A 12,422-nucleotide genomic window follows, 5' to 3' on the forward strand; every position below is an offset into this window, starting at 1 on the left:
GGTCGTGCTCCCGCCCGACCCCTTGACTGTTTCCGGCGACCCCTTGACCACGAGTGCTCCCCGTCTCGATGCACACTGCCTCCAGATCTTGAACGCGCCGAGTGGCATAGGGGCAGGTGGCGGGCGGTGCTGGTGGGAGAGTGGGGCGTCGTATGGGTTAACTTGGCCAGTGGGAGGCCGCCGTTGGTGGCAGTAGGGCGCTCCTCGCGGCCATCCCGGACGCGCATTTTGTCCCCGTCCTCAGCGGCGTCACGTCTATGGCCAGGCCTGTGCCGCTCGAGAAGTCGTCGCTGCAGCTAACGCGGCGTATCAGTACTCGTTGATGACGCCACCGAGGGTCCGGGTGGGCAGCGTCTGTGGGTGCTGATGTCCGTTGCCGTTGCTGGGCGTCCGGCGGTAGTTGGTTGGGCCTGGTGGGGACGGTGCCTGTTGTGTGGCGAGTGTCCGGGGTGGGGTGGAGCGCTTCTCCGTAGTTCTCACGGTTCGACGTCGTTTCCCATGCCCATGTGCCCTGGTGAGTTGGCATCGTTTGAACCCACGACCCCATAGTCCGCAATTGGGGAGGCAGGGTAGAGCCTGCCGATCCATCGCGTCCTGACCTGCACTCTAGCCCCGCAAAGGGCCAGGTCATAGGGGTATCGGTGGGCCTGTTGCCTGGCGGCGCGACTTCTCGCCCACCGATGACACACCTTCCGATCTCTTCTCGCTCCTTCAAGATCACACCCCGTTCACACCCAGATACGGCAGAAGTACCTGAGAAGTATCCGCAGGTCGGAGCCTATGCAGCGCAGTGGGACGACACCTGGGTGTCGGCGGTCCGGCTGGGTGTCACACCCGGAAACGAGAGCGCCTACCGGCTCCTGTTGGGGACCTGTACGAGCGTCGCCGCCTAATCCGCCATCCCCAGTTTCCACGGCGTCCCGTCCTCCTCGGCGATTTCCCGCCAGAGGGCCGGGGTGGCCGCACCGAGCGCCGCGAGCGCGTCCGGTTCGGTGTTCCGCGAGATGCGGCACATAACCGCCGCATCCGAGCTCAGCCCCCCATGGCGCCGTCGATCAGCAGATGATGCCCTGATTGACGAGCTGGAGCTTCATGGAGCGGTACTCCTCGATGGTGACCGGTCGTTGGCCGTTGGCGTGCTTCGGCTTCCCGGCCTCCGCCGGAGGTGGCCACTCATCGGCCGCCGGGAGCATGTCAAGGGCGGCGTGGGACCTCTGCTTGGCCCGGGGGCCGCGCATGAAGAGCGTTACGGTGCCGGGTTCCATGATCGTCTGATGGATCATCGGATGGCCGAGCGTGTAGAGCGATCCGGGCCGCTCGACTGTAGTGATCCCGGGCTCGATGTCCTGCCCGGTGAACTCGCCCTCGTCAGTCCCGGTACGCCGACGCCAGACATGCGTGTACGCGCCGGCCAGGATCCGCACGGTGAAGGTGTACTTGTGGTTATGGGGCACGAGTTCCCGAGAGCCCGGAGACATGTGCAGCCGGATCTGGAACTTCCGGTCGTCGTCCTGGTAGAGGACCAGGCGGTTGATCAACGGGTGGATCTCGCTCTCGCGGAGCCGTGTCGGGTCGTGTTCGATTTCGTCGACGAGCCGGGTGAGGAGTTCCCTGTCGTCGCCGAGCCGCAGGAGGACCGACCGGCAGGCCGCATGCGCGGCGCGCGCATCGGTATCGTCGAGAGCGGGCAGCGTGTCGAGCCAGCTCGTTGTGGCGGTCACTTCTGGTCTCCCGTGCCGGTGAGGGGATGGGCGGGGACGACTGTGTTCAGGGCGTTGGTCAGCAGGCGGTGTGCGGACTTGACGGCCCTCAGATACTCATCCGCGCTGAGCGTGCGTCCCGTTGGGGTGAGGCTGTCTTGGGTGATGACGAGCTGACAGGAGTCGTGGCTGCTCCGGAGCGCCACGATGGTGTCGGCGTGGCAGGCGTAGATGCTCTCCGGGCCGAACTCGCGTACGTACCAGGGGTGGTCGTCGGCGACGTCACCCTCGTGCCGGAACGCCTCCAGGTCGGACGTCCCGGCAAGGCCAAGGACGACGGTCTTGTCCGCCGCCGCCTCGGGGGAGACGTCGCCGGAGGCGTGCAGGCGCAGATAGACGGCGGACCGGGTGTCCGTGCTCGGGGCGATCAGGAGGTGGGTGTGGCCGTTGCCGGTGAACGACCCGCCGGCGTGCGCCGGGTCCGTGTCGGAGAGCAGCGCTAGTGCCTGGGCCGTCATGGGTGTCAGCCAGTTCCCGCACAGGATGCCGGGGCTGTCCGGGACGTCGTGAGGCGCCCCGGTCTGGGCCAGTAGGGCGGCCACGGGCTCGAAGAGAGACAGGTCGGTCATGGTCATGAGGGCCTTCCAGGGTTGATGATGGCGCGCTTGGCGAGCGCGCCGACGAGGCTCTGGTACTCGGGTACGGTCATCGGGGCGGAGCCGCGGTACGCGCCGCCGTCCTGGGGCGGGGCTTCGAAGCCGTTCATCGCGCCCTGCATGTCGCTGGCGGCGTGCCACCGCTGGTGGCGTACGGGGCCTCGGAGGAAGAGCGTGATGGTCTCCGGGCCAAGGGCGGTCTGGTGCACCAGGGAGTTGGCGAGCAGGTATCCTGTCGTCGGCCGCTCGACGGTGACGATGCCGGGGCTTACGTCGTGCGAGGAGAATTCGCCGGTCTGCCGCTTTCCGGTACGGCGGTTCCACACGTGGACGTAGCCGCCGCTGACCACATGTACGGCGAACGGGTACTTGTGGTCGTGAGGGGTCAGGTCCCGTTCCCCGTCGGGGAAGACGTGCAGCCGTAGTTGCCAGAGGCTGTGGGGGCCCTCCGCGAGGCACAGGCGGCTGATGATCGGGTGTGTCTCGCAGCGGGCCAGACGGTAGGGCTCACGGCCGATGGTGTGCACCAGGTCGGTGAACAGCTCCCGGTTGTCGGCCAGCCTCCGGAGGGTGGTACGACTGTTGTCCGCGCACTGGCGTGGGTCGTCCCAGTCGATGGCATTGATCGCGGTAACGAGGTCTGAGCGCGTTCGCATCACGGTGCTGGATCCTCAATGGTGGACGGCTACGGATGTTCGTTGCCGGTTCGGCAACTCAGTGTGAGCACTTGGAGAGGTGATGGCGACAAAGGCAATTCGCACCGCACTGGAAGCCTTATATGCACGGCGTCTGGCGCGGAAGCTCGAAGGGCTGCCCCGCCCGGAGCACGTCGGGATCATGCTCGACGGGAACCGCCGTTGGGCCCGTGAAGCCGGCCACGACGACCCGCGTGAGGGATACCGGGTCGGCGGCGCGAAGGTCGCGGAATTCCTGCGCTGGTGTGTCGCCGCCCGGATCGAGCACGTGACGCTGTGGATGCTGTCCGACGACAACCTCGACCGGCCCCCGCAGCAGCTCGGGCCCCTGATTGGGATCATCCAGGAGACCGTCCAGGACATCTGCAAACCGGAGCACCCGTGGGAGGTGGCCGTCATAGGGTCACTGGACCTTCTGCCCGGCGACAGCGCCGCCGCCCTGAAAACCGCGGCAGGCCAGACGGCCGGGCGTGGTGGGCTCAGGGTCGACGTCGCGGTGGGATACGGGGGACGCCGCGAGATCGTGGACGCGGTGAAGTCTGCCTTCGAAGCCCACATCGCGGCTGGAGGCGATCCCGCCACGCTCATCGAGAACTTCGACATCGAGCACATCTCGCAGCACCTGTACTCGACGACCGGCCGCGACCGTACGGACTTCATCATCCGCACCTCGGGCGAACAGCGTCTCTCCGGATTCCTGCTGTGGCAGTCCGCGTATGCCGAGGTCCACTGGGTCGAGACCTTCTGGCCCGCGTTCCGCAGGGTCGACTTCCTGCGAGCCCTGCGCTCGTACGCCAAGCGCGACCGTCGGTACGGCAAGTAACCCATGTCAGCGGGCGATCCTCGCGTCGGCGAGGATCGCCCCGACAGCCGACGCGACCGCGGACTGCTTGCCCGTGCTCGCAGGCACGACCACGCACCCCCAGTCATCCGCCAGAGCGTCGAAGGCGTCCTGGGACCGGGCCTGGAGATCGATGTACGCGGCACGACCGGTGCCGCCGCCCACCGGCCCGTAGTGCTCCAACGCGCCCAGGGCGCCCCGCTGCTTCATGCGCCGCTCGTACGCCCGGTGCGGATCGCAGCGTACGAGAACAGGGACGTGCCCGGCCGCCGGTCGCAGCACCGTGGTGGCCGAGCGCAGCACGGCGACCGCCGCCTGGTGCGCCGGGTCCTCCTCCTGTAAGGAGTGCTGGGCGAACAGACAGAGCTTGGCGATCATCTTGAAGGGGTCAGTCTCCTCGAGGACCACTGTTCCGCGCGCGAGCTCCGGTTCGACAATGCTGACCCGGTACGCCAGAGCGCCGGCGATCTCGCACAGGGCAGCCGCTGTCAGGGTCCGCGGGTCGTTCGTGCCAATCGCCGCGGTGTTCAAGGTCTTCTCCAGCACCTCGTTCCGCAGGTCCCCGGCCGGGCCGGGGAACACCTCTCCCAGACAGGCGCCGTCAGTCGTCGTGGCGAAGGAATAGAGGCTGCGCAGGGAAGCGTCGTACAGCGCCCGGTGGGCATCGCCTGTCGCCCCTTCCGGCTGGCTGAGCAGGTAGTCCCGGCGGGACAGGAGGCGCACCCGGTGCCCGTCGGCACGCAGGCGATGGTGCAGCGCGCGGGCGATGGTGGACTTGCCCACCCCGTCCATGCCGAGGAAAGAGATGATGAGGCCGCCGGTCATGGGTGTCGTGCCTTTCGGTATTGGGTCAGGGCCTGGTCGAGGTCGTTGCGGGTGAACGCTGGCCAGTACGTGGGGGTAAACCAGTGATGTGCCTCAACACCGGTCCACAGCAGGAATCCGGAGCTGCGCTGCTCCCCGGAGGTACGGATGATCAGTGCGGGGGCGGGCTGTCCGCCGCGTATCGCCACGTCGAGATCTTGAACGGTCAGACGATCCGCAGCGTCGGACGCTGAAATCCCGTCACGGACCCATCGATTCAGAACAGCTCGTACCGCGCTGGCGATCTCGGTGCGGCCCCCGTAGGCGACCGCAAGGTTCGCGGTCAGACCGGCGGGCAGACCGGTGGTGCTCTGCTCCGCGTGGTGCAATGCCGAACTGACAGTCGCAGGCAGCCTGTCGGCCTCCCCGAGATGGCGGATTGCCCACCGCCGGGTCCAGGCCAGGTGGAGCGCGGTGGCCGTGATGACGTCCATGAGGACCCTCACCTCGGCGGGATCGCGGCGAAGGTTCTCCGTGGAGAGCATCCACAGGGTGACGTACCTGATCCCAGCGTCCTCGCACCAGCCGAGAACATCGGGAATCCGTCCGAACCCCGCACGGTGCCCGTCGGACGGGCACAGGCCGTGAGCCGATGCCCATCGCCGGTTCCCGTCGAGGACGATCCCCACGTGCTCCGGAGCAGCACTCACAGCGCCCGCTCCACACCCCACACCGGGACCAGCTCGAAGAACCGCACGCTCTCCTCGTTCCACTGCCCGCGCCAGGTCGCGGCCTCCGTACTGGCCATCTCTGCGTACCGGTGCATCTCGTCCCTGAGCAGCCGGTCGACCTTGTTGGTCAGCGCGATCTCGCGGACTGTGTCCACGTCGACCTCGCTGGCCTCCTCCTTGGCGAGCACGACCTCTAGGAACGCCTTCTCCGCGTTGCTCGCGGACACCACGGTCTTCCTGATGGCGTACGTGAACCGGCCGTCGACCACGTCTGCGCTGGTCGGCTTGCCGGTCACCGCCCCGTCCCCGAACAGCGACAGATAGTCGTCACACATCTGGCCTGAGACCCCGAACGCCCAGGCGTACCGGCGCAGCGTCGCGTCGTGATCCGCCGGATCCTCACCCGCGGTGAGCAGGCCGAGTTGCAGCGGAGCGAGGGCAGACGAGCGGCCGGCCTTGTAGTCGGAGACTGAGTGCAGCAAATCCATGCTGGGCAGTCCGTTGAAGTCCCGCTCCAGATCGAAGATCTGGCCGGTGAACGTACCGATGCCCGCGGTGACTTGCGCCGACAGCATCGCCCACACCAACTCGGCAGCAAGGCCGGAATCCAGGATCACCCGGATCGCCAGGAACGCCGCGAGATCACCGGCCAGCAGAGCCAGACCGAGGGCGTGCTGAGGATGCTCGGGGAAATCCGCTCGATACTCGTAGAAAGTGGACGGCCCGCCCCGGCGCAGCGGCGCGTCATCGATGATGTCGTCATGGATCAGGAGGTGCGTCTGCAACAGCTCAATGCTGAGCGCCGCGACATCCTCGGCGTCCATATCCCGGGTACCGGCCAGGTTCGCCGCCTCGTGCAGGAAGGCGACCCGCTGGCGCTTGCCTCCACGCAGAGACAGCTCCTCGACGAGGCGTAAACAGCGCGGTGTGAAACGGCTGAGCTCGGGCGCGTCGAAAGTCTCGATCAGGGAGCGGAAGTAGTCCTGGAAGACCGTCTCGAACCGGACCTGATGGCCTGAGATGCGCTGCTGCATCTCCTCTGTAGCAAGGTCGAGATTCACGGTGTGCATTTCCTCTCATAGCTCTGCGTGGTGGCCACCGTCCCTACAAGGGGCTGCGTTGCAGCGGCTGTCATTGCGGTGTGTCGGTGGATAAATCGGCCGGACGTCCACAGACCAGGTCTGCGGTAGTGCCATTGGCCACCGCGTCCAGCACGGCGTGCGCGCGGCGCACGCCGTGCGCGGTCAGGTACTCATGCAGCTGCTCACGAGGGACGAACCGGTATGCGGACAGCTCGTCCGGCAGAAGGGCAATCGGCGTCTCACCGGTGACGAGTCCACCGTCATAGACGCGGTTGTCGCCCTCGGCGCTGGTCTGCGTCGCTGGGACGTAGTCGAGGGCCACGAGACGCCCGGCGCGAAGATCCTGCCCCGTTTCCTCGCCGACTTCGCGCCTCCAAGCATCGCGCGGCAGCTCGTCAGCGCCGACTGCCCCCCCCGGGCAGATCCCAGGGGCGAGTGGAGCCTTGCGCCTTCCGATAGACCTTCTCGACCACGAGCACGCGGTCGTCCTGGTCTCGGATGAGTGCCAGCACGCCCCTCCGGCGCGGCGGAGGGTTGCGGAAGTAGTCGTCGCTGTGAGGCATGGGCAGTTCCTCTTTCGGCAAAGATGCGGGGAACCACGGGGGTTGACGTCGGGGGCGGAGATGAGCCCGGCCGGTGTCCCGGTCGGAGCCAACCGATCCGTCGGACGGTATGGCCCGGTTCAAGGCGTCTCGCATGGCGTCGAACTGCCGGAAGAGTTCGCGCTGCGTGACGTGACGGCACCAGAAGTCTTCCGCTCTGGTCAGGACTCGGTCGAGGCGGTCGCGCAGCGTGGGGGGTGGAGGGTTGAGGATTCGTTGCACGTTGCGCTCGTAGGTACTGAGGGGTTCCTGCCGAGGGCGTATCCACGATGGCCGGTGCAACCACATGTGACCGTCACCGGCCTTGAAGCGTGGTGGCGACGATCAGAACGAGGAGCAGACTTGAGACGCTGAGGTAGGTGTAGAGGCCGTGCACCAATACGGGGTGCTCTCGGCACATGGCCTTGAACGCGGCGAAGCCGGTCTTGCCGTCGGACTGCGCCCGAAAGCTCAGGACCGAGATCTCCAAGGACGACCGGGTGCCTTGCTGCTTCGCCTCACCACCACCGTTGCCGTCGACGAGGTTGTTGATGAGGGTGTACGGCTCGTACTTCTTGCGGGAGCGGTAATTGCGGATGCGGCGCAGCGCCCAAAAGTCAGGCATGGTCAGTTGACTCTCTCTCGTTTGTTGTGACGGGAGGACACGGAGGTTGCCAGGGGGTAGCGCATGGGGAAGAGCTGGTGGAAGGGGCTCTTCCCCACGCGCTTCTCCGGCACCGGGCCTTGTTCCAGGTCCGGTTGCCGGGCTGTGCACCCGCCCGCCATTCAGTACCGTCGCGAACCGATCGGCGGACGGGCGGTTGAGCGGGCCGGCCGAGGCTCCCCCACAGAGCGCGGCCGGGGCGCGGTCAGGCGCCGTCTCCCCTTCAATGGCGTGGTCGCGGGATGCCCGTGGCAGGCACGGCGGTCATCGCGACCGGTAGGAGACCCCAGTCCGTGGGTGCGGGAGGGAGGTCAGACGCCGGCCGTTTCCTTGTCCGCGAGGACGGCGTACTCGTCGGCCATGATCGCGTTGAAGGTGCGGTCGATGCGGTCCGCCGCCTCGTCCCTGCGGAAGGCGCCGAACCTCTGCCAGTAGCTCCGGGCGGCGTCGCGGTCCATCAGCCACCGCGCCTGGACCCTCAGCGAGCGCTTTGTGAGCAGCCCCGCGCGGAACTTCGCAGACAAGAAGGACATCTGCCGGTTGACGTGCAGGAGGTTCGTGTACTCCTCCGTCGACACTCCATTATCGGAGACCGTCCAGATTGCTTGCAGCTGAGGGTCGTCCGCCATATCGGAGATCCACTTCTGGTGCATCTCTTCCGCGTGCAGCGCGAGGCGGCGTTGGGTGTTCCTCTCGGCCTGCGCGAGCCGTACGGCTCCGACCGCAGCGACGACGAGAACAGCGTGCGCGATCTTCATCTCAGGTGCCTTTCGTAGTGGTGTGTTGTGGTTTCGGGCCCTCGGCCTGGGCCTCGTTGACCTGACCGGTTGCGCGGACCAGGGCCTTGATGAGGCGGGCGAGGTGCTGCGCTCGTTGCGCAGCGGCTGGCTGGGTAGCAGTCGGGGGCGGCAGGTGAGGCCGTCGAGTTGATTCGCTCAGCGCGGCCTGTGCGGTACGGCCGGCGTCCGAATCGGCGGGGATGCTGAAGCACAGAGTGCGCAGGTCATCTGCGACGACTCGTCCGTACACGGTGAACTGTGTGACCAGGTCGAGGGCTTCGCCGAGTTCGGGAAGGCTCTGGGATTGCAGGTCCCAGCCGAGCGCCGTCTCGACGAGCGGAAGGATCTCGACCTTGTCGGGGACATCGCGGGTCAGAGCAGCCATGCGATCACCTGCTCCGAGGTGGTTGCCCGGCGCCGAGGCGCGACGGCCCCCAGAGCGTGTAGAGCCTCGTTATCTCGGCGCCGGGCGGGTCGGGACTGCTGCCGTGGAGAGCCATTTCTCAGGGAAGGCCCGACGTCTGTGGTGGGAGAGCGCATCACTCGTCGTCTCCCATCAGGTCAAGGAGGTTGAGGATGGCGAGGGCAACCCGGCGCAGGTGTGCGAGGGCTGCGCCCGGTTCTGGGCGTTCGTCGCGCAGGGCGAGCAGGAGCCGCAGTTCCTCAGTGGGGTACGTCGAGACGCGGTGCGGCACGACGTGCGTGAGCTGGGCGATCGCCCTGCGGAACCTGTCGCCGATCCGCGCGACTTCCTCCTCACTCAGGGAAGGGGTGAAAACCTGCGGCTTCCGGCGGGGCAGCGGGAGGCCGAGACGGACCAAGAGGTCGTCCGTCTTGTAGCTGCGGCCCGCTGGCGCGGTGGCGGTCTGCTCGCCGAGGATGCCCTCCAGGACGTCGACCAGGTCGTCGCTGATCCCCTCGTCTGCCAGGGAGCGGGACAGCGAGAGTACGAGCCGGCGCATCGTCTCGTCCTGGGTGGAATACGAACCGCTCAGCGGGGTAGTGGCGTAGTCCACGGCGATCACCACGTCCTCCCTGCGGGGAGGCGGAAGGTGCACCACGTCGTCATGCCGTCGTCGCTGACTCCCCAGTCCTGTGCGAAGACGGCGACGAGGAACAGACCTCGGCCCGTCTCGTCCACAGGGCCCGCACAGCGCAGGGCTGCCGGGGTCGGGTTGCCGTCGGTGACGTTGATGCGCAGTTCGTCCAGGGTGCACCGGATTTCCAGCCCAACGTGTCCGCGGCCGTGCTGGATGGCATTGCTGACCAGCTCGGAGACGGCGAGCACGATGTTCTCGCTCAGCGTGCCGGATACCTTCCACAGCCGCAGGTGGGCCACAGTGATACGCCGCATGCGGGCGACATGGAGCCTGTCCGGAGTGAACGCCACCGCGAAACCGCGAGAGTCCGGGGACCGCACTTCGACAGCGACCGGCGCGACGGCTGTGGCGGGGGTCATCGGGAGCCTCCCAGGTGGGCGGAGCGGTGCGCGGCGTGGGGGTGCTGCATGGCACGCCTCATCTCAGTGGTCACCAAGCGTGTCCGTACGGTGACCAGCGAACACCGCACCGTGAAGCCTTGGGAATGACGTGCTGATGACGTTAACCCGTCAGTAACTACGTTTGGGGTGCCGCCGCGGACGCCCGTCCTGACATGCTGGGCCGCATGGCGACACTCAATGGAAAGCCCGTATCCGCAGACGACTTGCTCCCGCTGGCCCTGACGAACCTGGGCCACTTCACATCCATGCGGGTCGATGCCGACGGCAGCATCCGCGGCCTCGCACTGCACATGGAACGCCTCGTGAAGGACTGCAAAGCAGTGTGGGGCGCCGACCTGGATACGGGGCGTATCCGCGAATACGTCCGCCAGGGCCTGGACGGTCAGAGTGCTCCGTGCGTCGTCCGCGTCACCGTCTACGACCCCAAGGTCGAGATGGGGCACCCGGCGAACGCCGACGAGCCGCATGTCATGGTCTCCGTGCGCGGTGCCGGCGCGATGCCCCCGGAACCGCTGCGGGCCATGAGTGTCCCGTACGAGCGCGACCTTCCCGAGGTCAAGCACGTCGGACTCTTCGGCGCTCTGCACGCCCGACGCGCCGCGCAGTTCGCCGGATTCGACGACGCCCTGTTCGTCGGCCGCGACGGGCACGTATCCGAGGGCGGCACCTGGAACGTCGGCTTCGTAGACGAGAGCGGCACCGTGGTGTGGCCGCAGGCCGCAGTACTCCCCGGCGTGACCATGGCGCTGCTCCAGCAGCACGCCGGGCACCGGGTCGCCACCGTTACTGTGGAGCAGGCGAAGGGTATGACGGCCGCGTTCGCGACGAACACGAGCATCGGCGTCCGCGCCATCACGGCGATCGATGACACCGAACTTCCCGACGAGCACCCCGTCCTCAGCCAGCTTCGGGAGACCTACCTCTCGATCCCCGGCGAAACCCTGTAGAGCGGGACCATGACGGGGGTGACCAGATGGACCGGCCATGAGGCTCGCCTGCTGCGCAAGGCGATGCGCAAGACCGGCAAGGCGTTCGCCGAACTGGTCGGCGTGAACCAGCGTCAGATCCCCCGGTGGGAGGGCCGCGGCGAGACCCTGGAACTCAGTCTCGTCAACCAGGCGGCCCTCGACACCCTCCTCGCACAGGCGGATCACCACGTACAGCAGCGGTTCGTGGCCCTTCTCACCGAACGGGCCGCCGCCGAGCACGACGAACGCGCCGAAGAACTGCTGCGCCGTGACTCCCGCATCATCAGGCATTCCGTCGACGGAAAGCTGATGACCTCCGTCGAGGAGGGTATCTACCTGTCCGGCGCCGACAACCGTTCGGTGTGGCTGGACAGCTTCCTCATCGACGTCTACCCGACGACCAACGAGGACTACGGAAAGTTCATCGCCGCCACCAGGCGCCGACCCCCGCAGCACTGGCCCGCCGGCCGCTTCCCCGTCAGCCTGGCCACTCATCCGGTGGTGTGGGTGACGTGGCACGACGCATCCGCGTACGCCCGCTGGGCCGACAAAGCGCTGCCCACGGCCCGGCAGTGGGAGAAAGCCGCCCGAGGCTCGAAGGGCCGCCGCTACCCATGGGGCAACGAGCCCACAGCCGCCAAGTGCAACGTCGCCGAGACCGGCATAGACGCGACAACACCCGTCGCCCGCTACCAATCCGGCGTCAGCCCATGCGGCGCTTTCGACATGTGCGGCAACGTCTGGGAATGGTGCTCCACCGAGGAAGGACCCGGTAATGGCCGGTACGAGCTGAAGGGCTCGGCGTTCACCAGCCCCTTCGAGCGCTCCACGCCGTCGCTTCGCAACGCGGCGAGCGCGACCATGCTGGACAACGACACCGGCTTCCGTTGCGTGAGCGAGCCGTAGAGTGCTATTCCCGCAGCCGTACGCCGGGGCTGTCATAGCCGCCCCGTATAAGCCGTCGGGGCGATCACTGCGACGAATGCGCAGTGCATGTGGAACCAGTGAAGTTGCCGCTCGTACTCGTCGGCGTTTCTGCTGATCACGCTGGTGGTGGTCACCACCACGCCGTCGGCGTATCCCGCGCGGATCTGGTTCCGCACCTCGCACCAGCCCGCGCGCAGCTCGGGGTCGGGCGAACCGTGGTGGTCGGTAAAGGTCTTCTTCTCGCCGCCGACCTTCCAGGAATTGAGCACCGCGAAGGCGGCCGCCGCGTCGAGGGAGTTGGACGGCCAGTGGCCGCCGACGGACAGCGCGTACCGGCAGACCCGTGGTACCCGGCCCTGGACTCGAAGCCGGGCAATCACTTGTTCAAGGTTGTCGCGCCGTAATGCAGCGAGCCGTGTGTGGGGTTCGGACTCGATTCGGACTTTGTCCGGGTACAACCTGGCTTCGTGCTGCAGCTCCACGTCCGTCCAGT

General features: G+C 67.2%; 18 protein-coding genes. 3 read left to right on the top strand and 15 right to left on the bottom strand.

Features of this window, described 5'->3' with window-relative positions; translation table 11 throughout:
- Window positions 1-889: 889 nt before the first annotated feature.
- From M1203_RS38680 to M1203_RS08880, 4 genes are read right to left on the bottom strand one after another with little or no spacing between them, the layout of a single operon-like run.
- The gene (locus M1203_RS38680) at window positions 890-1,015 is read right to left on the bottom strand and encodes a hypothetical protein (RefSeq protein WP_283958321.1); all 126 of its coding nucleotides are present in this window, start codon (window positions 1,013-1,015) and stop codon (window positions 890-892) included.
- Window positions 1,016-1,055: 40 nt separating this feature from the next.
- A complete protein-coding gene (locus M1203_RS08870) occupies window positions 1,056-1,721 on the bottom strand; it encodes a hypothetical protein (RefSeq protein ID WP_249948985.1) in 666 nt (221 codons plus the stop codon).
- Entirely contained in the window at window positions 1,718-2,329 is a 612-nt protein-coding gene (locus tag M1203_RS08875; RefSeq protein ID WP_249948986.1) for a hypothetical protein, read from the bottom strand. Before M1203_RS08875 ends, M1203_RS08870 begins: the two co-directional genes overlap by 4 nt.
- 2 nt (window positions 2,330-2,331) lie before the next feature.
- A complete protein-coding gene (locus tag M1203_RS08880) occupies window positions 2,332-3,012 on the bottom strand; it encodes a hypothetical protein (protein WP_249948987.1) in 681 nt (226 codons plus the stop codon).
- A gap of 82 nt (window positions 3,013-3,094) precedes the next feature.
- Between M1203_RS08880 and M1203_RS08885 the strand changes: the two genes are divergently transcribed.
- On the top strand, window positions 3,095-3,874 hold the full coding sequence (locus M1203_RS08885) for an isoprenyl transferase (protein ID WP_249948988.1): 780 nt from the start codon (window positions 3,095-3,097) through the stop codon (window positions 3,872-3,874).
- A 6-nt stretch (window positions 3,875-3,880) separates the two neighbouring features.
- On the opposite strand, the gene M1203_RS08890 is transcribed toward M1203_RS08885, so the two are convergent.
- The 10 genes from M1203_RS08890 to M1203_RS08935 form a co-directional block, all read right to left on the bottom strand.
- Window positions 3,881-4,717: a hypothetical protein gene (locus M1203_RS08890; RefSeq protein WP_249948989.1), complete on the bottom strand. Its 837-nt coding sequence runs from the start codon at window positions 4,715-4,717 to the stop codon at window positions 3,881-3,883.
- Entirely contained in the window at window positions 4,714-5,469 is a 756-nt protein-coding gene (gene uppS / locus M1203_RS08895; RefSeq protein ID WP_308404853.1) for a polyprenyl diphosphate synthase, read from the bottom strand. Before uppS ends, M1203_RS08890 begins: the two co-directional genes overlap by 4 nt.
- Window positions 5,403-6,497: a polyprenyl synthetase family protein gene (locus M1203_RS08900; protein WP_249948991.1), complete on the bottom strand. Its 1,095-nt coding sequence runs from the start codon at window positions 6,495-6,497 to the stop codon at window positions 5,403-5,405. Before M1203_RS08900 ends, uppS begins: the two co-directional genes overlap by 67 nt.
- A gap of 61 nt (window positions 6,498-6,558) precedes the next feature.
- Window positions 6,559-6,966 (bottom strand): NUDIX hydrolase, encoded by a 408-nt coding sequence (locus M1203_RS08905; RefSeq protein WP_249949083.1) that lies wholly within the window; start codon window positions 6,964-6,966, stop codon window positions 6,559-6,561.
- Window positions 6,905-7,072 (bottom strand): NUDIX hydrolase, encoded by a 168-nt coding sequence (locus M1203_RS08910; protein ID WP_249949090.1) that lies wholly within the window; start codon window positions 7,070-7,072, stop codon window positions 6,905-6,907. The genes M1203_RS08905 and M1203_RS08910 overlap by 62 nt, the downstream gene beginning before the upstream one ends.
- Before the next feature lie 334 nt (window positions 7,073-7,406).
- Window positions 7,407-7,715 (bottom strand): hypothetical protein, encoded by a 309-nt coding sequence (locus M1203_RS08915; RefSeq protein ID WP_249948992.1) that lies wholly within the window; start codon window positions 7,713-7,715, stop codon window positions 7,407-7,409.
- A gap of 350 nt (window positions 7,716-8,065) precedes the next feature.
- A complete protein-coding gene (locus tag M1203_RS08920; RefSeq protein WP_249948993.1) occupies window positions 8,066-8,512 on the bottom strand; it encodes a DUF6082 family protein in 447 nt (148 codons plus the stop codon).
- Between the two features lies 1 nt (window position 8,513).
- Window positions 8,514-8,918 (bottom strand): DUF6415 family natural product biosynthesis protein, encoded by a 405-nt coding sequence (locus M1203_RS08925; protein WP_249948994.1) that lies wholly within the window; start codon window positions 8,916-8,918, stop codon window positions 8,514-8,516.
- 154 nt (window positions 8,919-9,072) lie between these two features.
- Window positions 9,073-9,558 carry a hypothetical protein gene (locus M1203_RS08930; protein ID WP_249948995.1) on the bottom strand — a complete coding sequence of 162 codons (486 nt, stop codon included), beginning with the start codon at window positions 9,556-9,558 and terminating at the stop codon, window positions 9,073-9,075.
- Window positions 9,555-9,992 carry an ATP-binding protein gene (locus M1203_RS08935; RefSeq protein WP_249948996.1) on the bottom strand — a complete coding sequence of 146 codons (438 nt, stop codon included), beginning with the start codon at window positions 9,990-9,992 and terminating at the stop codon, window positions 9,555-9,557. The genes M1203_RS08930 and M1203_RS08935 overlap by 4 nt, the downstream gene beginning before the upstream one ends.
- A gap of 206 nt (window positions 9,993-10,198) precedes the next feature.
- On the opposite strand from M1203_RS08935, the gene M1203_RS08940 reads away from it, so the two are divergent.
- Both M1203_RS08940 and M1203_RS08945 read left to right on the top strand, forming a co-directional pair.
- On the top strand, window positions 10,199-10,981 hold the full coding sequence (locus M1203_RS08940; RefSeq protein WP_249948997.1) for an aminotransferase class IV family protein: 783 nt from the start codon (window positions 10,199-10,201) through the stop codon (window positions 10,979-10,981).
- 9 nt (window positions 10,982-10,990) lie between these two features.
- Entirely contained in the window at window positions 10,991-11,908 is a 918-nt protein-coding gene (locus tag M1203_RS08945; protein WP_249948998.1) for an SUMF1/EgtB/PvdO family nonheme iron enzyme, read from the top strand.
- 32 nt (window positions 11,909-11,940) lie between these two features.
- Here M1203_RS08945 and M1203_RS08950 read toward each other — a convergent pair whose 3' ends face one another.
- Window positions 11,941-12,411, bottom strand: coding sequence for a recombinase family protein (locus tag M1203_RS08950; RefSeq protein WP_249948999.1), 471 nt, complete (start codon window positions 12,409-12,411; stop codon window positions 11,941-11,943).
- Between the last annotated feature and the right edge of the window lie 11 nt (window positions 12,412-12,422).

Origin of the sequence: Streptomyces sp. 35G-GA-8, assembly GCF_023534745.1 — a bacterium.
Taxonomy (GTDB): Bacteria; Actinomycetota; Actinomycetes; order Streptomycetales; family Streptomycetaceae; genus Streptomyces.